Annotated in this window: 21 protein-coding genes; 16 read left to right on the forward strand and 5 right to left on the reverse strand. The window is 45.9% G+C overall.

The features are described 5' to 3' along the window. Positions 1-177 precede the first annotated feature (177 nt). Positions 178-1,023 carry a J domain-containing protein gene (locus QZY95_RS12560; RefSeq protein WP_290924024.1) on the forward strand — a complete coding sequence of 282 codons (846 nt, stop codon included), beginning with the start codon at positions 178-180 and terminating at the stop codon, positions 1,021-1,023. Positions 1,024-1,071: 48 nt separating this feature from the next. Here QZY95_RS12560 and QZY95_RS12565 read toward each other — a convergent pair whose 3' ends face one another. Further along, the gene (locus QZY95_RS12565; RefSeq protein ID WP_290924026.1) at positions 1,072-1,521 is read right to left on the reverse strand and encodes a metal-dependent hydrolase; all 450 of its coding nucleotides are present in this window, start codon (positions 1,519-1,521) and stop codon (positions 1,072-1,074) included. 926 nt (positions 1,522-2,447) lie between these two features. Here QZY95_RS12565 and QZY95_RS12570 point away from each other — a divergent pair. Genes QZY95_RS12570 through QZY95_RS12600 form a run of 7 tightly spaced genes read left to right on the forward strand, consistent with a single transcriptional unit; the run spans position 2,448 to position 9,234 of the window. Then, the gene (locus QZY95_RS12570) at positions 2,448-3,017 is read left to right on the forward strand and encodes a 4Fe-4S dicluster domain-containing protein (RefSeq protein ID WP_290924028.1); all 570 of its coding nucleotides are present in this window, start codon (positions 2,448-2,450) and stop codon (positions 3,015-3,017) included. Then, positions 3,017-3,892 (forward strand): CoB--CoM heterodisulfide reductase iron-sulfur subunit B family protein, encoded by an 876-nt coding sequence (locus tag QZY95_RS12575; protein ID WP_290924030.1) that lies wholly within the window; start codon positions 3,017-3,019, stop codon positions 3,890-3,892. The genes QZY95_RS12570 and QZY95_RS12575 overlap by 1 nt, the downstream gene beginning before the upstream one ends. 12 nt (positions 3,893-3,904) lie before the next feature. Beyond that, positions 3,905-5,878 carry a CoB--CoM heterodisulfide reductase iron-sulfur subunit A family protein gene (locus tag QZY95_RS12580; RefSeq protein WP_290924031.1) on the forward strand — a complete coding sequence of 658 codons (1,974 nt, stop codon included), beginning with the start codon at positions 3,905-3,907 and terminating at the stop codon, positions 5,876-5,878. After that, positions 5,854-6,378 carry a hydrogenase iron-sulfur subunit gene (locus QZY95_RS12585; RefSeq protein WP_290924033.1) on the forward strand — a complete coding sequence of 175 codons (525 nt, stop codon included), beginning with the start codon at positions 5,854-5,856 and terminating at the stop codon, positions 6,376-6,378. Before QZY95_RS12580 ends, QZY95_RS12585 begins: the two co-directional genes overlap by 25 nt. Beyond that, positions 6,378-7,334 (forward strand): 4Fe-4S dicluster domain-containing protein, encoded by a 957-nt coding sequence (locus tag QZY95_RS12590; protein ID WP_290924034.1) that lies wholly within the window; start codon positions 6,378-6,380, stop codon positions 7,332-7,334. Before QZY95_RS12585 ends, QZY95_RS12590 begins: the two co-directional genes overlap by 1 nt. Before the next feature lie 2 nt (positions 7,335-7,336). Then, on the forward strand, positions 7,337-8,395 hold the full coding sequence (locus QZY95_RS12595) for a 4Fe-4S dicluster domain-containing protein (protein WP_290924035.1): 1,059 nt from the start codon (positions 7,337-7,339) through the stop codon (positions 8,393-8,395). Continuing rightward, entirely contained in the window at positions 8,395-9,234 is an 840-nt protein-coding gene (locus QZY95_RS12600) for an FAD/NAD(P)-binding protein (RefSeq protein ID WP_290924036.1), read from the forward strand. Before QZY95_RS12595 ends, QZY95_RS12600 begins: the two co-directional genes overlap by 1 nt. 231 nt (positions 9,235-9,465) lie before the next feature. On the opposite strand, the gene gap is transcribed toward QZY95_RS12600, so the two are convergent. The 3 genes from gap to surE form a co-directional block, all read right to left on the reverse strand. Continuing rightward, positions 9,466-10,467 (reverse strand): type I glyceraldehyde-3-phosphate dehydrogenase, encoded by a 1,002-nt coding sequence (gene gap / locus QZY95_RS12605; RefSeq protein ID WP_290924037.1) that lies wholly within the window; start codon positions 10,465-10,467, stop codon positions 9,466-9,468. Positions 10,468-10,493: 26 nt separating this feature from the next. Next, positions 10,494-11,417: a class II fructose-1,6-bisphosphate aldolase gene (fba, locus tag QZY95_RS12610; RefSeq protein WP_290924039.1), complete on the reverse strand. Its 924-nt coding sequence runs from the start codon at positions 11,415-11,417 to the stop codon at positions 10,494-10,496. Positions 11,418-11,924: 507 nt separating this feature from the next. Then, positions 11,925-12,683: a 5'/3'-nucleotidase SurE gene (gene surE / locus QZY95_RS12615; protein WP_290924041.1), complete on the reverse strand. Its 759-nt coding sequence runs from the start codon at positions 12,681-12,683 to the stop codon at positions 11,925-11,927. A 287-nt stretch (positions 12,684-12,970) separates the two neighbouring features. Here surE and QZY95_RS12620 point away from each other — a divergent pair, with 287 nt between their 5' ends. From QZY95_RS12620 to QZY95_RS12650, 7 genes are all read left to right on the forward strand, one after another. Next, on the forward strand, positions 12,971-14,056 hold the full coding sequence (locus tag QZY95_RS12620) for an HD domain-containing protein (protein ID WP_290924043.1): 1,086 nt from the start codon (positions 12,971-12,973) through the stop codon (positions 14,054-14,056). 116 nt (positions 14,057-14,172) lie between these two features. Continuing rightward, positions 14,173-14,829 carry a dTMP kinase gene (gene tmk / locus QZY95_RS12625; protein WP_290924045.1) on the forward strand — a complete coding sequence of 219 codons (657 nt, stop codon included), beginning with the start codon at positions 14,173-14,175 and terminating at the stop codon, positions 14,827-14,829. 55 nt (positions 14,830-14,884) lie between these two features. After that, positions 14,885-16,225 carry a histone deacetylase gene (locus QZY95_RS12630; RefSeq protein WP_290924047.1) on the forward strand — a complete coding sequence of 447 codons (1,341 nt, stop codon included), beginning with the start codon at positions 14,885-14,887 and terminating at the stop codon, positions 16,223-16,225. Further along, positions 16,215-17,579: a tetratricopeptide repeat protein gene (locus QZY95_RS12635; RefSeq protein WP_290924049.1), complete on the forward strand. Its 1,365-nt coding sequence runs from the start codon at positions 16,215-16,217 to the stop codon at positions 17,577-17,579. Before QZY95_RS12630 ends, QZY95_RS12635 begins: the two co-directional genes overlap by 11 nt. 2 nt (positions 17,580-17,581) lie before the next feature. After that, complete coding sequence (locus tag QZY95_RS12640) at positions 17,582-18,238, forward strand: lactate utilization protein (RefSeq protein ID WP_290924050.1); 657 nt, start codon at positions 17,582-17,584, stop codon at positions 18,236-18,238. Between the two features lie 405 nt (positions 18,239-18,643). Then, the gene (gene sucD / locus QZY95_RS12645) at positions 18,644-20,752 is read left to right on the forward strand and encodes a succinate--CoA ligase subunit alpha (RefSeq protein WP_290924052.1); all 2,109 of its coding nucleotides are present in this window, start codon (positions 18,644-18,646) and stop codon (positions 20,750-20,752) included. 69 nt (positions 20,753-20,821) lie between these two features. Next, positions 20,822-21,538, forward strand: coding sequence for a penicillin-insensitive murein endopeptidase (locus QZY95_RS12650; RefSeq protein ID WP_290924054.1), 717 nt, complete (start codon positions 20,822-20,824; stop codon positions 21,536-21,538). Between the two features lie 96 nt (positions 21,539-21,634). Here QZY95_RS12650 and QZY95_RS12655 read toward each other — a convergent pair whose 3' ends face one another. Beyond that, complete coding sequence (locus QZY95_RS12655; RefSeq protein WP_290924056.1) at positions 21,635-24,838, reverse strand: DEAD/DEAH box helicase; 3,204 nt, start codon at positions 24,836-24,838, stop codon at positions 21,635-21,637. A gap of 204 nt (positions 24,839-25,042) precedes the next feature. Between QZY95_RS12655 and QZY95_RS12660 the strand changes: the two genes are divergently transcribed. Continuing rightward, a complete protein-coding gene (locus QZY95_RS12660) occupies positions 25,043-26,737 on the forward strand; it encodes a peptide-binding protein (RefSeq protein ID WP_290924058.1) in 1,695 nt (564 codons plus the stop codon).

The following is a 26,737-nucleotide window of genomic DNA, read 5'->3' on the forward strand; positions in this document are numbered from 1 at the left end:
TACAGGTTGTTGCAGTACGGTGCGATGCTGTTTTGTATTTTTCTTTTCTTGTTTTGTCGTGCTTTTTGGGGAAAGCATGGCAGTGCTGTCTGTTATCTCTGCTTGCAGCATTGTACTTCTTTATACAACAATGGGGCTCGCTCCTCATCGTGTCAGTTTGTTTTCATGGAGGAAAACGTGACGTTACGTGAATGCTACAAATTATTGAATGTACCTAACGGGGCATCGGAAGATGCCGTAAAGCAAGCATACCGTAAGCGTGCGTTTGAATTGCATCCTGATTTGCATCCTGATGATCCTGATGCTTCCAAGAAGTTTCAAAAGCTGAATGAAGCGTATGTTATTATTACTTCTTCTGCCAAAGACGGGGGGCCGAAGCGTTCTTCACAGTCTACCGGTAAAGCTCGTTCTGCTGCGAGCGGATATCGTTCCGAGCGTGCTTCTCGTGATGGCAATGTGCGTGATAGAGCGCGGGCTGCATATCGAAAAGCAAAAACTAATTTTGATGCGCAACGGAATAAAGCTTCGCAGAGTGGTGATACATATAATAAGGAGCGTCCTGAATTTGATGATTCCTTCTGGAGCAAAGAGCAGCGCAGCTATTCAAAAGAATCTGTTCTTAATGAAATTTTAAATGATCCATTTGCAAAGCGTGTTTTTGAAGACATTTATCGGGAAATACGCAGGGATGGTGGCACATCAATAAAGCTGCCTAAGAAACGTAAGTTTTCTATGCAGTGGGGTGAGCGTGATTTTTCAGTCGACATGACTGGTGGAATGAAAGGATGGTTGCAAAGGCAGCTTGATGACAATCAGGTAATGCACCTGCCTATGCATAACCTGCGCCCCGGAGCAAAAGTTCGTCTTACTCTTTCTCAGGGGCTTGCCGGTGGAACCCGACAGTTGGAAATAACGTTGCCGCAAGATTTTCGTGTCGGGCATCCGATACGTTTACGAAAGCTTGGTCGCAAGATCGGGGGCTGGGTCGGTGATTTGTACCTGACAATTCACGGACGTATGTAGTTTGAATAAAAAAATCCTGCCGAAGTACTTCGGCAGGATTTTTTGTTTTTAAAACTCTCTATCGAGCAGCAGGTGTGAAAAATATCCTACAACAGCTGCAAGGTAGTAAGGCAGTGTGACAACCCATGTCTCGCGGAAGAATATCCACGGCAGCGCAATAAGCGGTGCAGGTACGAGCAGCATTGCCCACCATGTATGTGTCCAGCCTCTGTGTTTTCCCAATGCTGGGAGCATCGCAAACAGACCGAGTATTGCAGCCCATTGATAGTATTTGTTCACAATGAGCAGCACATCCGTAATTGCCATGATCGAGTAAAAAAAGTTCTGCCCCTTGGATTCTGTGTCTGTATCGGGGAAGAGGGATGCCATGACTGCTATGGCAAACAGCACTGATAGAAGCCAGACATCCTGAGGAAGGTAGGAAAAGTAAACTGCAGCAGCAATGGTGCTGCCGCCTAATACTGCGCCACCTGTAAGGTGAGCTTTATATCCGGGCATAGTAATTCCTTATGGTGAAGAAAATTTAGTCAGTAATGTACATAAATTATGTGTACCGGTAAAGACAAGAGGGTGGGCGGTAGTGGGGTGATGTACAACTGTTAGTAGGCATCTAGCTGTTATAGAAGTGTTTTTTTCTGTCTCATATCATAGCGAAGATAAAACTTATGGGCATAATACAACCAGTGTAGAGCAGGACGGGCACGCTGCCTGTTTGCACATAAAGTGCCGGGGGGACGCCCTCGGCCAATGGAAACACTCCGAGCCTTCGGGCAGGTTTGCGGGGAAAAAGAGTGGAATTTATTCCACTTTTTTTCCCCGTTTTTTTGCGCTTGAAGAGATGGATATTCGTTTCCTAATATTTGAGCGATCAATCAAATATTTTTTTACAAAATGATTGAACGCTCAAATCAGCACAAAATTTCAATGATTTCGTATTATCCAGTAAAATATTGTAGTTATTGTGATGGTAAAATCACAAAACAGCGTTTTTTTTGAATTTTTTTGCAGAAAATAAATGCAAAAAAAAACACTATACGGGTTGCCAATGTTTGTTAGCGGCGTTAGTCTATGGATATAAATAGAGTGATACACTTCATCCCTATTATTGTGATTGGTACCCACAATGTTTACGGGGATTAAGTTGGAAGAGTTGATGTGTGAGACAGCACTTGTTTGCCTACCTGAGAAAGTACGGTTTTTGTTGTTTATGGGTTAAAGCAACAAAAAGATCCGCACTCTTTTCGAGTATATTCCGTAAAAAGCTGACGATATGGTCAGCCCTGTCTCGCCTTTGTTGCATATCAGTTGGGGTCTGAAGTGCTTCCGAGTTCTTCGTTTTCCTGTATCACGCTGTGCTGAACTGGTGTTTAGGCATGTTTTGTATGCCAATTTGCTGCCTTTTTCAGTCAACATTCGGAGGAGCCATGGAAACCATCCCTCTTAACTCACCGGATAGAGAATTCATCCGTGAAGTTCAGGAGAGAAGTGGACAGAATGTGTTAGCTTGCTACCAGTGTGGCAACTGCACCGCTGGCTGTCCTTATAACTTTGCGTACGACCTCTCTGTAAGTCGCGTGATGCGTCTTGTGCAGCTTGGTCAGCGTGAAGCTGTTCTTAAAAGCCATTCAATATGGCTGTGTGCAACCTGTCAGTCCTGTACAACTCGCTGTCCTAACAGCATTGATGTCGCCAAAATTATGGATGTTCTGCGTCACATGGCACGTGAAGCAGGCTACGCTACTGAGCGTAATGTTAAAGCATTCGGCGATGCTTTCCTTGAATCGGTCGAAAAGCACGGTCGTGTGTATGAACTTGGCGTAACAGCTACATACATTCGCAAAACTGGTAGATTCTGGACAGATGTTGATCTCGCTCCAGCAATGCTTCCTAAAAATAAGCTTTCGATTAAACCGCATGAAATTCGCGGTAAAGAACACGTATCTGAAATTTTCAAACGTTTCAGAGAGCGTGATGCCGTCAAGGAGAACAGCTAATGTCAATTTCTGTAGGATACTACCCGGGCTGCTCCGGTAGTGGCACGTCTGTAGAATACGACAAGTCCACCCGTGCAGTCTGTAAAAAGCTCGGTATCGAGCTTCACGAAATCGACGATTGGAGCTGTTGTGGCTCCACTCCGGCTCATACAGTAAACCACACTCTTTCTGCAGCACTTTCTGCTCGCAACCTCGTTCTTGCTGCTAAGCAGGGACAGGAAGAAGTTGTAACTCCTTGTCCGAGCTGTCTTGCCAACCTTCGCACTGCTTCTCATAAAATTGAAGACGAAGAATATCGTCCGAAAGTTGAAGCTCTGCTTGATGAATCCTGTGAAGAAGCGGCTTCTGTTGCTTCTACCTTGCAGCTCATCATCGAACGCGTAGGCATTGATGCTATCAAGAAAGCTGTTGTTAAGCCTCTTAAAGATCTTAACGTAGCTTGTTACTACGGCTGCATTATGAACCGCCCGCCGGAACTGATGAAGTTTGATGATCCTGAAAATCCAATGGCGATGGACAAGATCATGGAAGCTTGCGGTGCGACTGTACTGCCTTTCCCGCTTAAAGTTGAGTGCTGCGGTGCCGCAGCCGGTATGCCCAAGAAAAATATCGTAACTGAACTTTCAGGTCGTCTGCTTGAAGTGGCTGATTCCCTGAATACAGAGATTATCGTTACTGCGTGTCCTTTGTGTCAGATGAACCTCGACCTTCGTCAGGGTCAGGTGAATCGTGCAAACGGCAAAAGCTACGATATTCCGGTTGTGTACTTTACACAGCTGCTCGGTTTGGCTCTTGGTCTTTCTGCTGAAGAGGTTGGCTTGTCCAAGCTCGTAGTAGACCCGACACCTCGTCTGCGTTTTGCTGACGTTTTATAGCAAGGAGAGAGTATGCGTATAGGCGTATTTATCTGTCACTGTGGCAGTAACATCGCGGCTACTGTTGACTGTCCGGCTGTAGCGGAGCAAGCAAAGGGTTTGCAGGACGTAGTGTTTACTACAGACACTATGTACACCTGTTCCGAGCCGGGACAGAATGAAATTATTGAAGCCATTAAAGAGCACAAGCTTGACGGCGTAGTGGTAGCTTCCTGTTCACCACGTATGCACGAAGCAACGTTCCGTCGTGCTCTTGAGCGTGCCGGTCTTAACCGTTACATGCTCGAAATGGCGAACATTCGTGAACACGTTTCCTGGATCGGTAAGAACAAGGAACGTAACACGGTTAAAGCTTTTGAGCTGGTATCTATTGCTGTTGCCAAACTGCGTAACAACAATCCACTTTACGCAAACAAGTTCGACGTAACAAAACGCGTTCTTGTTATCGGTGGTGGTGTTGCCGGTATTCAGGCTGCACTTGATTGTGCTGATGCCGGATATCAGGTTGTGATGGTTGAGCGTGAGCAATCCATCGGCGGCAAAATGGCAAAAATCGATAAAACCTTCCCGACTGTCGACTGTTCCTCATGTATTTTGGGACCGAAGATGGTAGACGTATCACAGCATGAAAACATCACGCTGTATGCTTTGTCTGAAGTGGAAAAAATCGAAGGCTACGTTGGTAACTTTGATGTGCAGGTGCGCAAAAAAGCTACATACGTAAACTGGGATGAGTGCACCGGTTGTGGCGCATGTATGGAAAAATGCCCAAGTAAAAAGAACATTGATAAGTTCAACGAAGGCATTTCCAAGTGTACCTCAATTAACATTCCTTTCCCGCAGGCTATTCCTAAGAAAGCCGCTATCAATCCTGAAGGCTGTCTGATGCTTCAGAAAGGCAAATGCGGCGTTTGTGCCAAAGTTTGTCCTACTAAGTGCATCGACTTTGAGCAGAAGGATGAAATTATTACCGAAAAAGTCGGCGCTGTTATCGCCGCTACCGGTTACGACATGTTCGACCACTCTGTGTACAAACAGTATGGCGCAGGTCAGTACCCGGACGTTATTACCTCCCTGCAGTATGAGCGTCTTATGAACGCATCCGGCCCTACCGGTGGTCACATTATTCGTCCATCCGATGGTAAAGAGCCGAAAAAAGTTGTGTTTGTACAGTGCGTAGGCTCTCGTGATCCTTCCGTAGGCCGCCCTTACTGCTCCGGTTTCTGCTGCATGTACACTGCAAAGCAGGCTATCCTTACTAAGGATCACATCCCTGATTCTGATTCCTACGTTTTCTACATGGACATTCGTTCCCCTGGTAAAGGATACGATGAGTTCACCCGTAGAGCACAGGAACAGTACGGCGTTCAGTACCTCCGCGGTCGCGTATCCATGATCTACCCTAAAGGCGATCGTTACGTTGTTCGTGGTTCTGATACTCTTGCCGGTACTCAGGTTGAAGTGGAAGCTGACCTTGTTGTTCTGGCTGTTGGTGCGGAAAGTGCGAAAAATGCACCTGCACTCGCTGAAAAAATGCGTATCTCTTACGATAACTACGGCTTCTTTATGGAAGCTCACCCTAAACTGAAGCCTGTTGAAACAAACACTGCCGGTGTTTACCTTGCAGGTTCCTGTGTAGGCCCAAGAGATATTCCAACTTCTGTTGGTCAGGGTAGTGCAGCCGCAGCTAAAGTTATGACTCTGTTCTCCAAAGACAAGCTTGAAAGCGACCCGCAGGTTTCCAGCGTGAATACTTCCCGCTGCATAGGCTGTATGAAGTGTGCTACCACTTGTCCGTTCGGTGCAATCAAAGAAGTAACCGACCGTGCAGGCAATGTGAAAGCTGAAGTTATTGAAACAGTATGTCAGGGTTGCGGTATTTGTACCGTTACCTGTCCTCAGGGTGCTATCCAGCTGCAGCACTTTACAGACAACCAGATTCTCGCGGAGGTTAACGCCTTATGTCAGGCTCAACTGGACTTTTAACAGAAGGCCAAGATCTTCGTATCGTTGGTTTCCTGTGTAACTGGTGCTCCTACGGTGGTGCAGATACCGCAGGTGTTGCTCGCTTTGAACAGCCTACAGATTTACGCGTAATCCGCGTACCTTGTTCCGGTCGTATTGACCCGCTGTTTATTGCACGTGCACTCCTTAGCGGTGCTGATGGCGTACTCGTATCCGGTTGTCACCCACGTGACTGCCACTACGCTGAAGGTAACTTCTACGCCCGCCGTCGCTTTGAAATGCTCAAGCAGTTCCTGTCCGTTACCGGTATTGATCCGGAACGCTTTCATTACACATGGGTTTCTGCATCTGAAGGCCAGCGCTGGCAGGATGTTGTTACCTCCTTTACAGAACGTATTCGCAAACTGGGACCGGCTACAAAAATGGCTGGCGGCACCGGTTATGATGAAGAGTGTCTGAAAGAAATCGCGGCTGCTGTTTCCCTTGGTGACCAGTGCCCGTGCCATAAGGAGAAAGCGTAATGCAGGCTCTTGCAGAACTTAAAGAACAAATCCGTCAGGCATTACCTGATCTGGATGTAGTTATCGGTTGGCAGCAGGGTTATGATGCATTGCACACCAGCCCTCTCTTTATCCGCTCTGAAGAAGATATTGATAAGCTCGTTGTTAACGAATTCTGCGTTGTGAACCCGGCTACTTACCTGCGTGAAATGCGCGGCGGTAAGAAAGTTGGTCTCGTGCTGAAAGGGTGTGACTCCCGTTCCGTTATCCAGCTTCTTCAGGAGAAACTTCTTAAAGAAGAAGATCTCACTATCTTCGGCTTCGGTTGTAACGGTGTTTTGAACCACACAAAACTTCAGGCTCGTTTCGGCGACATCGGCTTCATTACGTCTCTTGAAAACGACGGTACAAACGTAACCGTTGAAGCCGGCGACAAAAAAGAAACTGTGCCGTTTACTGAATTGTGTGCTGATAAGTGCTTAACATGCTCTTACCCTAACACCTTGCAGTGTTCTCACTTTGCTGGTGAGGAATCCGCTAAACAGGCTGATTCTGCAACAGATAAAGCTCTTGAAGATTTCGAGAAGCTTACCATGGAAGAACGCTTTACATTCTGGCAGGACCAGATGCGTCGTTGTATCCGTTGTTACGCATGCCGTAACGCGTGTCCGATGTGTGTATGTAAAGATCACTGCCTTGCAAACTCTCGTGAGCCTAAATGGCTGAGCGAAGATGTTGATGTGCAGAATAACTTCATGTTCCAGCTTATTCACGTAATGCACCTTACCGGTCGTTGTGTTGAGTGCGGTGAATGTGAACGTGCTTGTCCAATGGATATTCCGATTATGCTGTTAAGACGCAAAATGGCTGGCATTGTACGCGATGTATTTGCATACAATGCAGGAACCAACGCGGAAGAGACTCCTCCGCTTATGTGTTTTAAAGTGGAAGAACCAACTATCGAGGAGCGGCACTAGTCATGGCTTGCAAATTTATCTCACACGAAGACACAAACCAGTGGCTTGAGGCTCTTGCTAAAGACCACGTAGTGTTTATTCCGGTGGATGATGGCGGAAGTGTGACCTTCCGTCCGTATGGAGAAGGCCGTAAGCCGGTTCTTGACCGTATGCCAGTGCGTTCACCTAAAGAAGCAGTGTTCCCTCAGAACGAAACTCTGCTTACTTACAAGTATGATAAAGATCCGGAAGACCCGGAACGTACCTCTGTTCGCATTAAAGAAACTCTGCCGAAAGAACGTGCAGTAGTTTTCGGTGCGCGTCCTTGTGGTACCCGTGGTATGACCGTTTTTGATAGCGTGTTTGTAAACGATCGTATTCGCGATCCTTACTACGCAACACGTCGTGAAAACACATTGTACGTTACTCTCGCTTGTCACGAAGTAGAGTCTACCTGTTTCTGTCATGAAGTTGGTAGCGGTCCTGCTGATACAGCTGGTTCTGACGTACTGTTGACTCCTGTTCAGGGCGGCTACACTGCTGAAGCTGTTACCGAGCGCGGCGAAAAGATGCTTGAAGCAAGCTTCTTCGCTGACGGCGGTGACAAATGTGCTGAAGCTGAAGCTGTGAAGAAGGCAACCCGTGAAATGCTTGGCGAAGCACATGACTTCTCCAACGCTCCGGAAGCACTTCTTGCTGTGTTTGATGATGACGAGTTCTGGGATGATCAGGCTGCAGCTTGCTTGAGCTGTGGTGCATGTACGTACCTTTGCCCAACCTGTTACTGCTTCAACATTACTGATGAATCAACAGGCACAACCGGCAAGCGTCTGCGTTCATGGGATACCTGCATGAGCTTCCAGTACACCTTGGAAGGTAGCGGTCACAACCCGCGTACAACAAAAGGTAAACGTCTTAAAAACCGTGTGAACCACAAGTTCGCATACTTCCCTGATACATACGATCAGCATCTTGCTTGCTGTGGTTGTGGTCGTTGCATCAAGAGTTGTCCTGCTTCTATTGATATCCGTTCAATTGTTAAAGCAGCACAGGCTCGCAGCGCTCAGAAGGAGTCTAAATAATGAAAGCTAATCCAGTTCTGCCGGATATGGCTACCATCATGGAAGTTGTTGAAGAGACCTCCAACATTAAAACCTTCCGTGTGCGTTTTGATGATGAGAATGTGATGAAAAACTTCACCTTTGAACCGGGTCAGGTGGGTCAGCTGTCTGTTTTCGGTATCGGTGAATCAACATTCGTAATCAACTCTTCTCCAACCCGTATGGATTACCTCCAGTTCTCCGTTATGCGAGTAGGTGAAGTTACTTCCCGTATCCACCAGCTTAAAGCTGGCGATTCTGTCGGCGTGCGTGCACCGCTTGGTAACGCATTCCCGACTGAAGAGATGAAAGGACAGGATGTAACTTTCATCGGTGGTGGTATCGGTATGGCTCCGCTTCGTACACTTCTTGTGTACTTGTTGGATAACCGCGATGACTACGGCAAAATTACTCTGCTTTACGGTGCTCGTACTCCTCAGGATTTGAGCTATCAGGAAGATATTGCAGAGTGGCTTGGGCGTGACGACATTGATGTAGTATTGACCGTTGATAATCCGGACGAAGAATGGGGCAAAAATCCTCATGAAAAGACCGGTCTTATCCCGAACGTACTCAAGGAGATCAATCCGGACAACAGCGGCTACGCTGTGACCTGTGGACCTCCAATCATGATTAAGTTCACTCTCATGGCTCTTAATGAGCTTGGCTTTAAAGATGACAAAATCATCACTACTCTCGAAAAACGTATGAAGTGCGGTGTTGGCCTTTGCGGTCGTTGTAACATCGGTGACAAATACGTTTGTGTAGATGGTCCTGTGTTCAAGTATTCTGAACTTCAGGAACTGCCTAACGAACTGTAGTCATTTTGATTCAGTATATGAAGCCCCCGATGCATACGTGTCGGGGGCTTTTTTTGTTTGCCTCCGGCGGCTTTCCGAGGGGCAAAGGGCGCTGCCCCTTGCATCCCCGCAAGGGAGCCCGCCCCTTTGATCCCGATTAGGGAAGTTTTTTGTGTGTGGGGGCTCGAACATGTGCATAAAAAAAAGCCCGCTGCTAATGCAACGGGCTTTTTCTTTGTACTCAAATGAGTTCTACAGGGATGCGCCAACCATACGGAGGAGGCGAGCGAGCTGGTTGGTAAAGCCGGCTTCGTTATCGTACCATACGAGAACTTTAACCATGTTACCGTCCATTACGCTTGTGCAGAGGCTGTCTACTACGCCGCCATGAGTGTCGCCGATGTAATCAACGGAAACAAGTGGTTCGTCGGAGTAGCCAAGGTGTGCGCCCATAGAACCTTCAGAAGCAGCTTTGAGTGCTGCGTTGACTTCTTCTACAGTGGTGTTTTTATCCACAGTACAAGTAAGGTCAATGAGGGAACCGTCAGGGATTGGTACACGAATAGCCATGCCATCGAGTTTACCCTGAAGTTCAGGAAGCACAAGACCAACAGCTTTAGCTGCGCCTGTAGTTGTTGGAATCATAGACATACCCGCCGCGCGTGCGCGACGAAGGTCTTTATGGGAACCGTCAAGGATTCGCTGGCCCATTGTGTAACCATGAATGGTTGTCATGAGACCATGCTGGATGCCGAAAGCATCGTTAATTACCTTAGCTGCCGGAGCAAGACAGTTAGTGGAGCAGGATGCGTTGGAGAGCACGTGATGTTTTTCAGCATCATATGTGTCATCGTTAACGCCCATTACAATGGTAGCATCCACGCCGTTGCCTGGTGCAGAAATGATAGATTTCTTTGCACCGCATGCAATATGCTCGGCAAGACCGTCACGGTCTTTGATGGTACCTGTGGTTTCTACAGCGATCTCTACTCCGAGTTCACCCCAAATCCATTCGCCGCGTGCACAGCGGGTAACGATAATCTGTTTACCGTTAACTTTGAAACCTTCTTCGTTTGCTTCAACTTCTCCGGCAAATGTACCGTGAACGGAATCATATTTGAAAAGATGAGCAAGGGTTTCGTTGTCTGCGCGTGCGTTAATCGCAGCAATTTCGAGTTCAGGGTCGTCAGCAAGAAGACGAACGAGATAGCGGCCAATACGACCAAAACCATTGATACCAAGCTTCACAGCCATGAGAAAGCTCCCTAAGCGGTAGTGTGTTAAATCTTATTAGAGCAGCCCAGCACGTGTTTAATCTTGTGCTGAACCATATCTTTTACAGCCTGACGGGCTGGTTTGAGGTACTGGCGTGGATCAAAATGGGATGGGTTCTCTGCAAAATGTTTGCGGATGTTTGCTGTCATTGCAAGACGGATATCTGTGTCGATGTTGATCTTGCAAACACCGTAAGTGGCAGCCTTACGGAGCAGTTCTTCCGGAACACCTCGAGCAGAGCCAATGTCTCCACCGTATTTGTTTGCCATTTCAACAAACTCCTGAGGCACGGAAGAGGAACCGTGGAGTACAATAGGGTACTCTGGGAGCATGTTGCTGATTTTTTCAAGGCGATCAAAATCAAGGCGTGCTTCACCTGTGAATTTGTATGCGCCATGACTTGTTCCGATAGCAATAGCAAGAGAGTCACAACCGGTGCGCTCTACAAATTCTACTGCCTGATCAGGATCAGTGTAGATGGACTCGTCAGACTGTACATCATCTTCAACGCCTGCAAGACGACCAAGTTCTGCTTCAACAACAACACCGCGCTCGTGCGCGTATTCAACTACCTGCTTGGTAATTTTGATGTTTTCTTCAAAGTCGAGGTGGGAACCATCGAACATTACAGAAGAGAAGCCGCCGTCAATGCACTGCTTACAAATTTCAAAGTCCTGACCATGGTCAAGGTGTAACGCGAGAGGATGGTCTGTTTCTACAAGAGCAGCTTCGATGAGCTTTTTAATGTAGGTCTGACCTGCGTAGCGGCGTGCGCCTGCGGATACCTGCAGGATGAGAGGAGCCTTTTCTTCCTGAGCTGCCTCCATGATACCCTGAATGATTTCCATGTTGTTTACGTTAAACGCACCAACTGCGTAGCCTTCCTTGTATGCACGAGCAAACATCTCTTTAGTACCGATCAGTGGCATAAATAACCTCCTCAAAAAAAATTATGGTAGCCATTGTATTACGTATAACAAGCTATAATACTATGATTACTGATACAAAACACATACGTCCAACGCTGCCACATTGCTACTAAAAAGACGAGTTCGACCATGGGCGCGTATGGGCCGTGCGGTAAGTTAACCGTTTACACTCGACTGTAGCAAAGCACCGGCTCGGTGCCTCATGGGGCAGTAGACGCAGGTTGAAAATGGTATATCCAGTTTAACGCGCGGAGAATATTTCTCTCTGACGTCAAACATGTGTACTTTACACGTGGTGCTCATAAAAGCAAAGTAAACAAACTGCAATAGCTAGTTGCATATTTCTCAAATTATTTTTGTGAACAATCGTAAAAACTACTGTTTGCACCGGTTTGCAATGGTCAATTTTTCTTACTAATTGTACCGTACTGCGGTAGGAAACAGCAGCACGATACGGGTAGTACTGTTCTTTTGTTGAAAGCTACTTCACTAAACAGCAGTGCTGAGCTACTGGTCTGTATTCAAAACCGACAACGCTGACAGGGTTTGCTCATCCGTGAATTCAAATTTCAGTGGAGTTAATGTGACGTATCCTTCAGTTAAGAGGTCACGATCTGTTCCCATTGCTACATCTTCCGGTGGAATCTTTCCATCCAGCCACCAGTAACTACCACCCCGCGGGTCTGTTTTGTGTACATACCAGTCTTTCCATGTAGCGCTGGTTTGCGGGCAGACTCTCAGCCCTTTTGCTTGATCCATTGGAATGTTAGGGAAGTTCAAGTTTACAACGCAGCGCCTTGGCAGTGCATTCCATGGCAAGTTTTCCGCAAGTTCCACTGCAAACTTTGCTTGCTCGGACAAGTCTTCAGGGCGGAAGTTGTCATAGGATACTGCCATTGACGGGTACCCCATACTTGCTCCTTCTGTCGCAGCTGAAACTGTTCCGGAGTAAAGGATATCCGGCCCTACGTTTGCTCCTGCGTTAATTCCGGAGATGACAAGGTCTATTTTTTCATCAATAAGGCTGTTGAGTCCAAGCTTGACGCAGTCTACGGGTGTTCCGTATACGCCTTTTCCCTTGAAGCCGTTTTCTTTGAACTCTTTGATTCGAAGAGGCATGGAAAGTGTTACAGCGTGGCCTACAGCAGATTGTTCTGTAACCGGAGCTACACAATGGACGGTATGGCCTGCTTCGACGAGTGCCTTGTAAATGGCTCTTAAACCCGGTGCCTGTATTCCGTCATCATTAGTAAGTGCAATAATCATAAGAACCTCTGGTAATTGCGTGTATTTTCCAGCATCAAATGGTTTGACAACTTCTTTAAAAAACAGGAAGCATATCTTTGTTAATGATAGAAGTGGTACTTGCTGGTATTACTTTTGAAACGTAAATTCTGCCTGCGCTTTGAGCACAGCTTTTATGTGTGCTTACTGTTTTTCTGTGTATTTCAGAAAAAATCAATGAGCAGGTGTTATACTGTATAGTTTATAAACTGGCTGCGTTTACGCGGCTGTTGTAAAAACGTCGTATGTTTATTTCTTCAGGGTATAAAATGGACCTTAAAAAAATACAATTTGTTCGAGATATTTCCAATAATGATGAAGTACTTTCCATTTTTTCCATCACTCAGGCAACGCTTGCTCAAGCCCGTAATGGACCGTACTGGAGACTCGAATTATCTGATATGACCGGCTCAATCGGGGCAAAGGTCTGGAGTCCTCTTGCTCAGCAGTTCCCTGAAATTGCCGCGGGGCAAATGCTTGCGGTAAAAGGTCGTGCCAGTACGTATCGGGACATTTTGGATGTGAATATTGAGCATATGAAAATACTCACACCTGAAGATGAATCAGAGCTTGATATGGGCGATTTTGTTGCAGCAGCAGAGCGGCATCCTGATGACATGTATGCAGATCTTCTTGCGTTGTGTTCTTCAGTTTTTACACATGCTCCGTGGATGACATTTGTTCAGAGTGCTCTTGATGATGAAGAAATTTCTGCACGTTTCAAGAATGCTATTGGTGCGAAAAATGTTCACCATGCATATCTTGGCGGCCTGCTCGAACATACGTTGTCTGTTGCTGAACTGTGCATGAAGTTGTGTGATCATTACCCTGAGCTTGATCGTCAGGTATTGCTTGCCGGAGCAATTTTCCATGACATCGGGAAGGCATGGGAATTGAGTGCCGGATTGGTTAAAGACTACACGGACGAAGGCCGACTGATCGGGCACATCAATATCGGTTTAGAAAAAGTTGAGCCGTATTTGGCTGCTTCCGGATTGTCTATTGAGCTTCAGATGCACTTTAAGCATCTGATCCTCGGACACCATGGGCAGCGTGAATGGGGTTCCCCAGTACTTCCTGCTACCGCTGAAGCACTGGTGCTGCATTATGCTGATAATATTGATGCAAAGCTTGCACAGCTTCGCGGCTTATTCAGTGATTTTGAAGATGGTGATACTGGTTGGACTCCGTATCAGAATACATTAGGTCGGTTTATTTTTAAGCCGAAAATGACCCCGCCGGAGCCGAATGCACTTGCAGAAGAAGTATTCGGTACAACTGCTGTCACTCATTCTCCTGAAGCGTTTTCAGATACATCAACGCCTTCGGGTACACCTACAACAGGCGAAGAGTAGAGTCTTTTTCGTAGTTGATTATTTTGCGAACGAATTTGAAATGCTGAAAAGCCACCTCCTTGTAACGGGGGATTGTTTCGCAACAGACTCGCCCAAGGCGCTAGTAAGGATACATTATGTTTATTTCTTTGGAAGGAATGGAAGGTTCCGGTAAAAGTACCGTTTTAAAAAGATTACACGCCTGGTTGGAAGGCGAAGGGTACGAAGTACTGCTTACTCGTGAGCCGGGTGGCAGCGAGCTTGGTAAAACTCTTCGCGCTTTACTGCTTGATGTTGAGAATACAGATATTACCAGCGAAGCTGAGCTGTTCATGTATCTTGCTGACAGAGCGCAGCATGTATCGCAAGTTATTAAGCCTGCTCTTGAAGAGGGAAAGGTTGTTCTTTGTGATCGTTACGCTGATTCAACTGTTGTCTATCAGGGGTATGGTCGCGGTTTAGATCCGAATCTGCTTCATTCCTTTAACGAAGTTGCCACCAAAGGGCTTTGGCCGGATGTGAGTCTGCTTCTTGATGTTGAACCTGAAATTGGTTTGCGTCGTGCTTTGTCTCGTAACATTGAGCAGGGACTTTCCCGAGCGGAAGGGCGTTTTGAAGCTGAGGCGATGGAATTTCATTCCCGCGTGCGTGAAGGGTATCTTACCTGGGCAGCTTTGAACAATAAACGCTTTGCTGTTGTAGACGCTTCCTTAACTCCTGATGAAGTATTTGAACAGGTGGTTGATAAGATGCGAACAGCTATTGCAATGATGAAAACTGAGAGTGTTGACTAAACAAAAAATGTTGAGTCAACGGTTGTTGGCTGGCAAGAGCAGGCAGAAAAAACGTATGCTACGAGCGAAGAATTCTTTAGGGGTTATTTTTTTCCCCGCCTATGACTGGGCAATAAGTGCAACGCATCCGGAACGAGAAGAACGTCTTTTGTACACACAGGATCAACTGCGTGAAGAAGGACTTTTCGATATTGAAGGCATTTCAGAGTACAAACCGCTGGTGGCTTCTTTGGAAGATGTGGAACGCACGCATTTTTGTTTTCCCAACGTAGAGAGCGTGTGCACTAAGTCACATTTAATTTCTGCCGGTGGTGCTATTCGTGCTGCTCAGCTGGTGATGGAGGGAGAAAAGGATAAAGCGTTTGCTTTGGTTCGCCCTCCCGGTCATCACGCGATGAAATCAGTTCATGGTTCCCGAGGATTCTGCAATATCAATATTGAAGCTGTGATGATTGAGTACATACGGGAAACCTATGGCCCGCTCAAAATTGCCGTTGTTGATACTGATTGCCATCATGGCGACGGAACGCAGGATGTGTACTGGAATGATAAGGACGTTCTGTTTATTTCCATGCATCAGGATGGGCGTACGCTGTATCCGGGAAGTGGTTTTCCGGCAGAACGCGGCGGTGTAAATGCCTATGGCAAAACGCTCAATATTCCGCTGCCGCCGAATACTTCTGATGAAGGATTCTTGTACGCCATCGAAAACATTGTGCTTCCGGTACTGGACGACTTTAAACCGGATATCATAATAAATTCAGCTGGGCAGGATAATCACTATTCAGACCCTATTACGAATATGAATTTTTCTGCACGCGGGTACGCAAAACTTAACGAGTTGCTGAATCCGCATATTGCAGTTCTTGAAGGCGGTTATTCAATCCAAGGCGCATTGCCGTATGTAAACCTCGGCATATGTCTGGCAATGGCAGGTATCGATTACGGATATGTTGCAGAGCCGGATTTTGATCCGCGACGCTATGCGCAGACGGAACAGGTAACCGAATATATTAAAGCGCTTTCCAGCGAATTGCTGGACGGCTACTTTGCTTCTTCAACGCCGGATATTGATGCGTTGGTGAAAGAGCAGGGGTATGATCGCGACGGCGATTTTATTGTTCGCGCGAAAGATGTGTATTACGATACTGACGGGATCAGCGAGAGTCAGATTGAGTCTGTGTTGCTGTGTCCTGAGTGTTCCGGAGTTTTACGTCTCGAAACGTGGTCATCTGTGAATCCTCTCAGCTTAGGTGTTGAGATTCCGGTTGGAGCATGTGACCGATGCAGGGATATTGGTAAAAAAGTTCTTGAACAGGCATGTAACAATGAAAAGTATCGATTTATACAAAGCATTAACCGCAGGGACAAGGAGTACATGCGGTATGGTTTTTAATAGAATACGTAACGGCGCGGGGGCTTTGCTCCTCGCCGTTTGTTTTTGTGCGGGAATGATTCTTCCTGCGACAGCAAGTACATTTATTTCTCCTGAATTGCAGGTGAAACTTGCTGACAGTGACAAAGTGTACGCTTCACTGTTGAGTGCTTATGAAAATCGAAAGTGGTCACAAGTGCTTTCACTTTCGAAAGAATTTTCTAAGCAGTACGCGTTGCTTAATCTTTCTCCTCGAAGGTCTACAGCCTTCAGTGTAGATAGAGATGAAAAGAACAGGCAGGACAAAGGGATTAAGTTTTTTAATTCCCTGCGGAAAAAAAAGAAGAAAGAGTTTGTGATGTCTCAGGGGCTGGCAGCTATTGCTCTTGCTCATAAACGAGATTTTGTTGCTGCGCATGATATTCTTCGAACTGTTGAAGACAGCGGTGATGACTACGCTGTTATTCCGGCTGCACGTGGTGTTATTGCCTACAAAATGAAAGATTATAATGCGGCCGAACCTTTTTTAAAAACAGCACATATGTATGATTCCACCATGATGGAGCCGGTGTATTATCTTTACAAGATTGCATTAAAAAAAGGCGAATATGGAACAGCATATTTCTGGCTTGAGAAAGCGGCTGCGTTGGCTCCTGAGCGGTTGAATTTAATGATGGCACAAGGACGACTGTTGCAGAAACTTGGGCAGTCTTCCGCGGCTGAAATTATGTATTCAAAGTTGATTGAACGGGATTCCAGTAATGCCGTTGCCTACAATAACAGAGGATATTGCAGGATTGCGCTGGGAAAACTGGATGCAGCGTTCAGTGATTTCAACAGTGCTATCTCAATTAACAGTGAATATTCTGAAGCGTTACTTAACCGTGCCGCTTTGTGGCGTGCTACCGGTAATCTTCCCGCTGCTATTGAGGATTTGAATACCGGATTGGCTTCTACACCGAGTGATGCCCGTTTACTTGTTTCCAGAATGCAGACGTTTAGCGATATGGGTGATTTTGTTTCAGCAAAAGCTGACATGGAGCAGATTCTGTTGCTGTCCGGTTCTATTTCTGCCGTTAATGAAGCCGCATGGTTTTTAGCAACATCTCCTGATGATTCTGTACGGGATGGAACGCGTGCTGTTGCTTTGCTTCTTCCGCTTGTTGAACGAAGCAAAAGACATCCGCGTGTGCTTGATTCTTTAGCTGCGGCGTATGCAGCCTCTGGCGAATTTGAAAAGGCTGTGGCTACACAGCAGGAAGCTGTGAAACGAGGCGTTCAATATAGATTGCCTAACTTCCAGCTGACGAAATACGAAAAGCGGTTGGCTCTGTATAAAGAGAACAAACCATTTAAAACAGGTATGGATGACTAGTTATGACGAAACCGATCGAAACTTACTGGGCTTTACGTCTTGAAGAACTGAAGCTGGCTCTTGAAAAAAATAACTTTGAAGTTTTCATGGCAGATTCAGTTGCCGATTCTAAAAAAGTTTTTGAAGAACAGATTCTGCCTTCCCTTGAAGGTGTAAAAACTGTGTCTTTCGGTGGCTCTGCAACGCTTATGGATACTGGTATTGTGGAAGCTGTACGCGAAGATGATTCTTTGGACGTTATTGATACATACAACAAGTCACTGCCTAACGAAGAGAAGTACGAACTTCGCCGTCAGTCTTTACTTGCAGATTTGTACCTTACAGGCACCAACGCAGTAACTGAATGCGGTAAGCTGGTTAACCTTGATATGGTTGGTAACCGTGTTGCTGCAATGAACTTTGGCCCTAAACATGTTGTGCTTTTCATCAGCCGTAATAAATTGGTTGAAACTGTCGATGACGCGATGTTCCGCGTAAAAGATTATGCTGCACCAGTTAACACCATGCGCTTGGACATGAAAACTCCTTGCAAAAAAACAGGTCACTGTATGGACTGTTCCAGCCCGCAGCGTATCTGTAATATCTGGACTATCACTGAAAAGTCTTTCCCTGCAAAACGCATTAAAGTTGTTCTTATTAATGAAGATGCAGGTTTTTAATTTGCTATCGTTTTATAGCAGGTTAGTACATGCGTAGATAATGGCAGTGCCCGCTACGGGCACTGCGTATCTCAACAGTTTGCAATATTAGCCACATGAAAAGGCGATTGTTGAGGGGGTATGAAATGATACCTGTATGAATTGTTCACTTGATAGGATAGTGCATAATGCGTACGGTTAAAAAGCTGGATGTAAGTATTTGATGAAAAAGTGTTTTTAGTCGGTATTTCTCCGGATGTAGTGAGAGGACGCAAACTCTGGAGTGTCATCAGTGTATATGTCACCTGCTGGCATAAGCAGATGTCTTTATCCGACATGTACGGGAAACTGTACGCAAATATTCTTGTCCAGCGAATGGTTCCATGACTTGATGACTGACAACTCTCATCTTACGGACGGAGCACCATGTTTCTGAACGAGCACTTGAGCAAGAAGTTATTTGGCGAGGCAGGAATTACAATCCCAGAGGGAATTTTATTAACTCCAGAGTCTGTTTCTGTTCCCGAAAATATGAGTCCACCATGGTATCTGAAAGCACAGGTGCTGACAGGCGGGCGTGGTAAAGCCGGTGGTATTTTACGGGCGGATACGCCTGAAGATTTTCACCGGAATGCAGAAAAAATTTTTTCCATGCAGATTAAAGGCAATTCGGTTCCGTTTATTCGCGTAGAAGAAGCAACTGATATTGCAAAAGAATGTTACCTTTCTTTTGTGCTTTCCCGTGAGCGCAAAGACCTTCTTTTCACAGTAAGTTCCGCAGGCGGTATTGAGGTTGAGAATTCAACACAAGCTGCCAAACCCCTTATTCAGCGTATTCATCTCCTTTCCGGTCTCAAATCTCATCACTTGCGTGCTGCGTTTTTTGAGCTTGGGGTGGGTAAAGAACATTTTGCGGGATTCTGCGATCTCGTTAAAAAGCTCTACGGTATTGTCACAGAACTTGGTCTGCTTATGGCAGAGATCAATCCGCTTGTTATTACGCCGCAAGGGCAGTGGGTTGCGCTTGATGGTAAAGTTGAGCTGGATGACAACATGGTTGAGTTGTATCCGGACAGGCTTGAAGAGTACTACACGCCTGAGCATCATTCCCGCGAAGAAACTGTCGCTCGTGAAGCAGGGCTGAGTTATGTGGAGCTTAAGGGCTGGGTAGGTATCCTTGTTAACGGTGCAGGGTTGGCTATGGCAACCATGGACTTGTTGAACTTTAACGGTCTGACTGCTGCAAACTTTATGGATCTTGGCGGTGCGGCCGACAGAGAACGTATTAAGCGGGCTTTGGATCTTTTGTTCGGTAACAAGGATGTGAAGGCTGTTTTCATAAATTTATTCGGTGGAATTGTTTCGTGTAAAGAAGTTGGCGCGGCTTTGCTGGCTGTTTTGGAAGGCGAACCTGCACCGAAACCGATTGTTATCCGTATGGCCGGTTTTGAATCAGAAGAGGGACGGGCTTTAATGGATGAAGCTGCTGTGGAAAATGTATTCATAGCAGGTGAAATGAACGAAGCACTAGAAACGCTTCATTCGTTGAAGCCAGTTGATGCTCCCACTGTAGAATACGTTCTTGATGAAGAAGAGATACCTTCATTGATGCCTCCGTTTACCAGAACTGGTTTAGATAATGTGGTTGGTGTCGATAAGGACACACAAGTTCTGGTGCAGGGGATAACTGGTAAAGTTGCCCAGAGGCATGTTGCGTTGATGCAGGAGTACGGAACAAAAATCGTTGCCGGTGTCACTCCGTTCAAAGGTGGGCAAGAGGTTATGGGGATTCCTGTATACAACTCTGTTCATGAAGCAAAAAAACATCACCGCATAGATGCATCAATCATTTTTGTTCCTGCCGGATTTGCAGCCGATGCCGTGGCTGAAGCCGCAGCTGAGGATATCCCTTGGGTTATCTGTATTACAGAAGGTATTGCGCAAGCGAGTATGCTGTCTGCACTTAAGGATATTTCCGGAACAAGAACACGGATCATCGGCCCGAACACGCCGGGAATAATTGTTCCTGAACAATGCAAGATCGGGATTATGCCGGCAAAAGTTTTCACAGCCGGTAATGTCGCAATCTTCTCCCGTTCAGGCACGTTGACGTATGAAGCTGCAGACAGACTTTCTCAGGCTGGAATAGGGCAGTCAGTATGTGTTGGTATCGGCGGCGATTCTTTTATCGGAACAAGCTTTACTGATCTTTTTGAACTGGTACGTAATGATGATAACACGCACGCAGTTCTTATTCTGGGTGAAGTGGGCGGTTCTGCTGAAGAAGAGCTTGCCCGTTATGTGAAGATGACTGGTTTTGAAAAGCCTGTCGTTTCCTTCATTGCGGCGCGAACAGCTCCTCCGGGTAAAAGGTTGGGGCATGCCGGTGCAATTCTGGATGAAAAGACAGGAGGCATTGAAGGAAAGCTTCAGGCCATGCGTGATGCTGGTTTTGTTATCAGTCCTGATTTGGCGCAATTGCCGGAGCTTGTGAAAGGTGTTCTTGATAACTCTGCAAAGAGATCCGCTGTGTAAACAGGTAACACAAAATATAAAGAAACAGGCAGCCGCATCTTTTGCGGCTGCTTTTATTAGAAGTATCGAATGAGTAAAATAGGTAAAATTGCCTGTTTCGTAATGCTGATAAGCATTGCTTTTGGGTGTTGTTCGCAGGTGTGGGCAGAAGAGAGTATTTGTTTTGGAAAAACGAAACATGGGCGTTTAGCTGGCGGAGTTTCACTTCCCTATAGCGGCGATAATTTTTCCGCATACTCGACCGTGGGGTGGCTTGCAGGAAGAACGTATGTTCATTCCAAGGTTGCTCAGGTTGTGCTTGCTTCATATGCTTCTTTGAAAAAGACAATACCTGATGCCGTATTTGTGTATGGAGAAACAGGCTGGGAGAGTGGTGGATCATTTAAACCGCACAAGACGCATCAAAACGGACTATCGGTTGATTTGATGGTGCCGGTCAGAGATGCAGAGGGGCGTTCAGTTCCTTTGCCGTGTTCTGTTTTTAACAAACTCGGATACGCGCTAGAGTTCGATAGTGCCGGTCGGATGGGGTCGCTACAGATAGATTTTGAAGCGTTGGCAGAGCAGATTTATTGGCTGCACAAGAAGGCGTCGGCTTACGATATACGAATATGGAGAGTAATTTTTGATTCGGAACTTCAGAAAAACTTGAAAAAGACAAAGCGATGGACGTATCTTTCCAAGCACATAGCTTTTTCTACCCGACGTTCATGGGTGCGTCATGATGAGCATATTCATGTTGATTTTATTGTGCCGTGTAAGCCGCTTTCTCACTTTGAAAGGTAAGCGCTGTATATAGACCTCAGGTATGATGTATGAAGTGAAATAAAAAAGGGGGAACCAGTAGGTTCCCCCTTTTTTATCGCTTGTTTTTTTTGAGACTTAAATGTCGAATAACATTTCGAGGTCGTCTCTGGTGAGGGACTTCCATGCTTCCTTGCCAGGAATAATGGAGTCTGCCACACCTTTTTTCATGTCCTGAAGTTTGAGGATCTTTTCTTCAACTGTATTCTGACAAATCATTTTGTATGAGAATACCTGTGACTTCTGACCAATACGGTGAGCACGGTCAGTTGCCTGATCTTCAACAGCAGGGTTCCACCACGGGTCGTAGTGGATAACGTAATCAGCACTTGTCAGGTTAAGACCGGTACCGCCCGCCTTCAGGGAAATCAGGAAGATCGGGATATCCGGAGAATCGTTAAACCTGTCAACCTGATCAAAACGGTCTTTTGAAGTACCGTCAAGGTACGCGTACGGAATATCTGCGATCTGTAACCATGAGCGAATGATGTGCAGCATGGATACAAACTGTGAGAAGACCAGTACTTTGTGACCTTCAGAAACGATATCTGTAATCATATCCTTGAATGCATCAAACTTACCGGACGGAAGGTTTGTTGTGAATCCAGGCATGTTGAGGTTCAACAGGCGCGGGTGACAACAAATCTGACGCAGTTTGAGTAATGCATCCAGAATGGACATTTGACTTTTTGCCATGCCTTTTTCGTCAACGTCGGACATAACCTGTTCTTTCAGCTTAGCAGCGAGTGCGCCGTAAAGCTCTGCCTGCTCTTCAGCAAGTGCACAGTATTGAACGTTTTCGATTTTAGGCGGCAGGTCTTTTGCCACTTCTGCCTTTGTACGACGCAGAATGAACGGACGTACGCGGGTACGGAGCTGCTCAATGGTTTCTACATCGCCATCCTTGATCGGCTTTACAATGCCGCGCTGGAATGCGTGCTGAGAACCAAGGAAGCCCGGCATAAGGAACTCGAATAATGACCACAGTTCGAACAAGTTGTTTTCAATCGGGGTACCTGAGAGACAGAGTCTCTGACGGGCATTGATTTTTCGAACTGAACGGGCTGTGATTGTGTTCGGGTTCTTAATGTTCTGTGCTTCGTCAAGAATGATAGAGTTGAACTCGTAGTTCTGAAGCTCTTCAAGGTCACGACGGAGCAATGCGTATGTTGTGACAACCAGATCAGATTCGTTGATCTGTTTAAACATGTTCTCACGACGGGTTCCGTAAATAATCAGACGCTTAAGTTCAGGTACGAACTTGGAAGCCTCACGATCCCAGTTAGGAAGAACGGATGTCGGTACAACAATGAGGTTAGGCCCAGTGTCTCCGCGTTCAACCATGTGCTGAATGAAGGAAAGTGTCTGAATTGTTTTACCAAGACCCATTTCATCCGCAAGAATACCGCCGAAGCCGTATTCACGCAGGAAGTTGAGATAACTGAGACCCTGCTGCTGGTATCCTCGAAGAGTTGCCTGCAGGCCAGCCGGCTGGTTGACCACAGAAATCTCTTTAAAGGTGTGAATTTTTTCACGCAATGTGTCCCAGAAACCGTCAGTTTCAACTTCAGGAAGATCATCAAGCAGGTTGTCCAATACAGGTGCTTCGTACTGTTCAAAACGCTGCTGAGGTGGTTTTTCCGGATCAAGACCCATTGCACGCAGTTTGTGTGCAACTTTCTCGAGCCATGATTCCGGCAGGCTTGTGTATGAACCGTCTTTCAACTGAACATAGCGTTTGCCCTGTGACCATGCCTTCCAGATAAGGTCGATAGGAACTTTCTGGCCGTCGTAATCAACTTCGATATCAAGAGAGAACCATTTTTCGTCTTCATTGGATTCCACAGTGGCATTGATAACCGGTGTGGCAAGGCGAACCTTGTATTTAGAGAGCGCTTTTTCACCGAATACACGGTATTGCTCAATAAGTTTTGGATACGCATCCAGAAGGAACGTAATGGCTTCTTCCGGTTCGAGGAACCAGATTCGGTTGTTACGTGGCTGGAAGTTCATTTCAAGCAGTTTTTCAGCAAGCTTTGCCTCTTCATCTTGCATGCGACGAATGAGGTAGGTTGTGTCTTCGAAAGAATAACTGCCTGTCATAAATTCAGGGTTAGGTCCCGGAAGCAGGAATTCACCATGAATTGTTTCGTAAAAGTTCTGAATTTCTAAAGTGAGCAGTGAGCCTTCTTCGTCGAGGAACAATTTTGGATTATATGTACCCGGTACAAAGATCGGTTCCATATGCTCCAAAAACTTTTCAGGCTCGTGCAGATCGGATGTAGGGAACTGTGTCCATACCCTGTCAAGAAATTCCGGAATATCGTCACGGCTGACATGAGGAGGATGCTGCACAAGATCCTGAACGAGCATGGAGTCCAGTGTTGTGTGCACAGGGTGGAACCCTTTTTTCCAGCAAACCCATAATGGCATTTGACCGTGAAAAGAAACATCTTCTTCAGTAATGGATAACGGTTGCTTACCGCTTCCTTCAATCATTACTGCAAAAGTAAGTCCTGCGTCCTCAAGATCGGGCTTGAGTTTAAGCTGCATTGTTGTCGTTTCAATACGACACGGCTTATCTGTGTCCTGCCAGAACAAGTAATACTCGTTTTTAACAGTCCACAGGAACCAAGTGAGCAGCCCGTCAGGGATCTCTACACGATGTCCGAAATAGTCGTTGTATTTACCAACCTGCTCCAGCAGCTCTGCAAGACCGGAGATCTGTTCATGCCAGTCCGGATGATCAAGAATTTGCTGGATTGTAATTTCGTTATGTACGGTGGACAGTCCGGATTTGTTCTGTCTCGCACGGAAGAACGAAACCTGCAGTCTGCCCGGTTCAGGGTGAAAACGGTAAAGAAGGTAGTGTCTACCGGCCTCTGGTTCGAGCTCGGTTGCAAAGTAAGACCTGAAGTTTTGTCTCCAGTCAGAGCGCGGCTTTGCAGGAGCTGCTTCCGTTGCATTACCTTCTTCAAGTGAAGGAATGAACTTAAGTGCAGCAGCACCGACGTGACGGCACGCACCGGAAAATGCCTCCGGGCAGTTACAAATGAAATTCGTGGAATTTTCATGGAAATCCAACGAAATTTTCGGAGAATAAATCTGAAAATCTTCACCTTGAACTGTGCCGGAAATATCCCAGTATCCGTCCCCTTTTTTGACGCTGATCTTTTGAACTCCACCGGAGTCTAAAAGATATTGGGAACCTTCGATAATATATTCTGGAATGGTACTCGATACCAATTCATGAAGCAGTTTTTTTGCGGAAGCCTCATCCATCTAAAAAAGCTCCTTGTGGAGTGTAACGCCTGTCGGGCGTCCTGCTATGTTACCCTATAGCAAGAGGGGCATAAGGTTATTCAAAATTCAATCAGTTTTCAATAGAGTAGAAGTTTGTTAGCGTTACTTCTACCGTCTGAAATGTTTATATCCGTATCTACTCAGGATACGCTATCTGATGATTTTGGCAATAGTGAGGATGCTATGCATTGCAGTTTGCAAAACAGAGTGCTTTTGGGAGCACTGATTTGTTTTTTACTTTTAACAGGTTGCAGCTCTCCTGCTGAAAAAAAGCAATCAGCATCCAGCTCTTCTGCGTCTGCTGGTACGCAATCCGAAAGAGCCGTTGGAGACAATACAACAAATATTCAGAAACCGGAATACGGTGGGCGCATTATTTTAGGCTCAATAGGCGATATTACAAATTTGATCCCTATGTTGAGCTCGGATGCAATGTCTCATCAAGTGGCTTCAGATATTTATGTTTCTCCGTTAAAGTATGATAAAGACCTGAATATTGTTCCATATGCTGCCGAATCGTATGAAGTTTTAGATGATGGAAAAAAGATACGTATTACAATGCGTAAAGACGTTGTATGGGAAGACGGAACACCGCTTACTGCGGAGGATGTAGAGTTTACATACAAACTTTACATCGATCCCAATACTCCTACAGCGTATGCGCAAGATTATCTTTTAGTTAAAAAGTTTACCTTAGTAGATAAATACACCTTTGAAGCAACATATGAAAAACCCCTTGCACGGGTGTTGCTTAGCTGGATGATGGACATAATGCCCAAGCATTTGCTGGAGGGGAAGGACATTACAAAAACTCCTTTGTCACAACATCCGATCGGAGCAGGCCCTTTTAGGTTTAAGCAATGGGATCGGGGACAGAAGGTTGTTCTTGAGGCAAGCGATACATATTTTAAGGGAAGACCTTATTTAGATGAAATGGTCTACAGGGTTATTCCGGACATCACCACAATGTTTCTTGAATTGAAAGCCGGTCATCTTGATATGATGACTCTGACTCCCCAACAATACCTCTATCAGACTGATAGTACATATTTTACTGATAATTTTAACAAATATAGGTATTTGTCATTTGGGTATTCCTTTTTAGGGTTTAATTTTAAGAATAAGTTGTTTCAGGACAGAAATGTACGTCAGGCTATATCGTATGCCATTGATAAGGAAGGGCTTGTTAAAGGTGTTCTGTTCGGACAGGGAAAGCCTACTGTGGGGCCGTACAAACCGGGTACATGGGTCTACAACGATTCCATTATAGACTACGGCTACAATCCCGAAAAGGCTTCAGCATTGTTGGAAAAATCCGGCTGGCACAAAAATAAAAAAGGTATTTTAGAAAAAGACGGAATACCGTTTAAATTCACTATCTTGACGAACCAAGGTAATGAAGAACGAATAAAAACTGCCACGATCATTCAAAGTCAGTTGAAAGATATCGGTATTCAGGTCACTATTAGAACTGTTGAATGGGCAGCATTCATCAAAGAATTTTTGAATAAGGGACGCTTTGACGCGCTTATTTTGGGGTGGAATATCCTTCAGGATCCGGATATCTCAACAGTTTGGCACTCTTCACGGGCTGTGGAAGGCGGGCTGAACTTTATACATTATATTAATCCGGAACTGGATAAATGGCTTGAGAGGGGAAGGAACACACTCGATATGAATGTTCGCAAGGAATCGTATGACCGTGTGCAGGAAATTTTGCATACCGACCAGCCGTATTGTTTCTTGTTTGTTTCATATTCGCTCCCGATTATTCACAAGCGATTTAAAGGAATTGAACCTGCGCTTGCAGGCATTACGCATAATTTAGACCGATGGTGGGTTCCTAAAAGCCAGAGGCGTTACGAGGTTGTAAACTAA

The sequence above is a fragment of the Halodesulfovibrio sp. genome (genome assembly GCF_015482765.1).
Taxonomy (GTDB): Bacteria; Desulfobacterota; Desulfovibrionia; order Desulfovibrionales; family Desulfovibrionaceae; genus Halodesulfovibrio.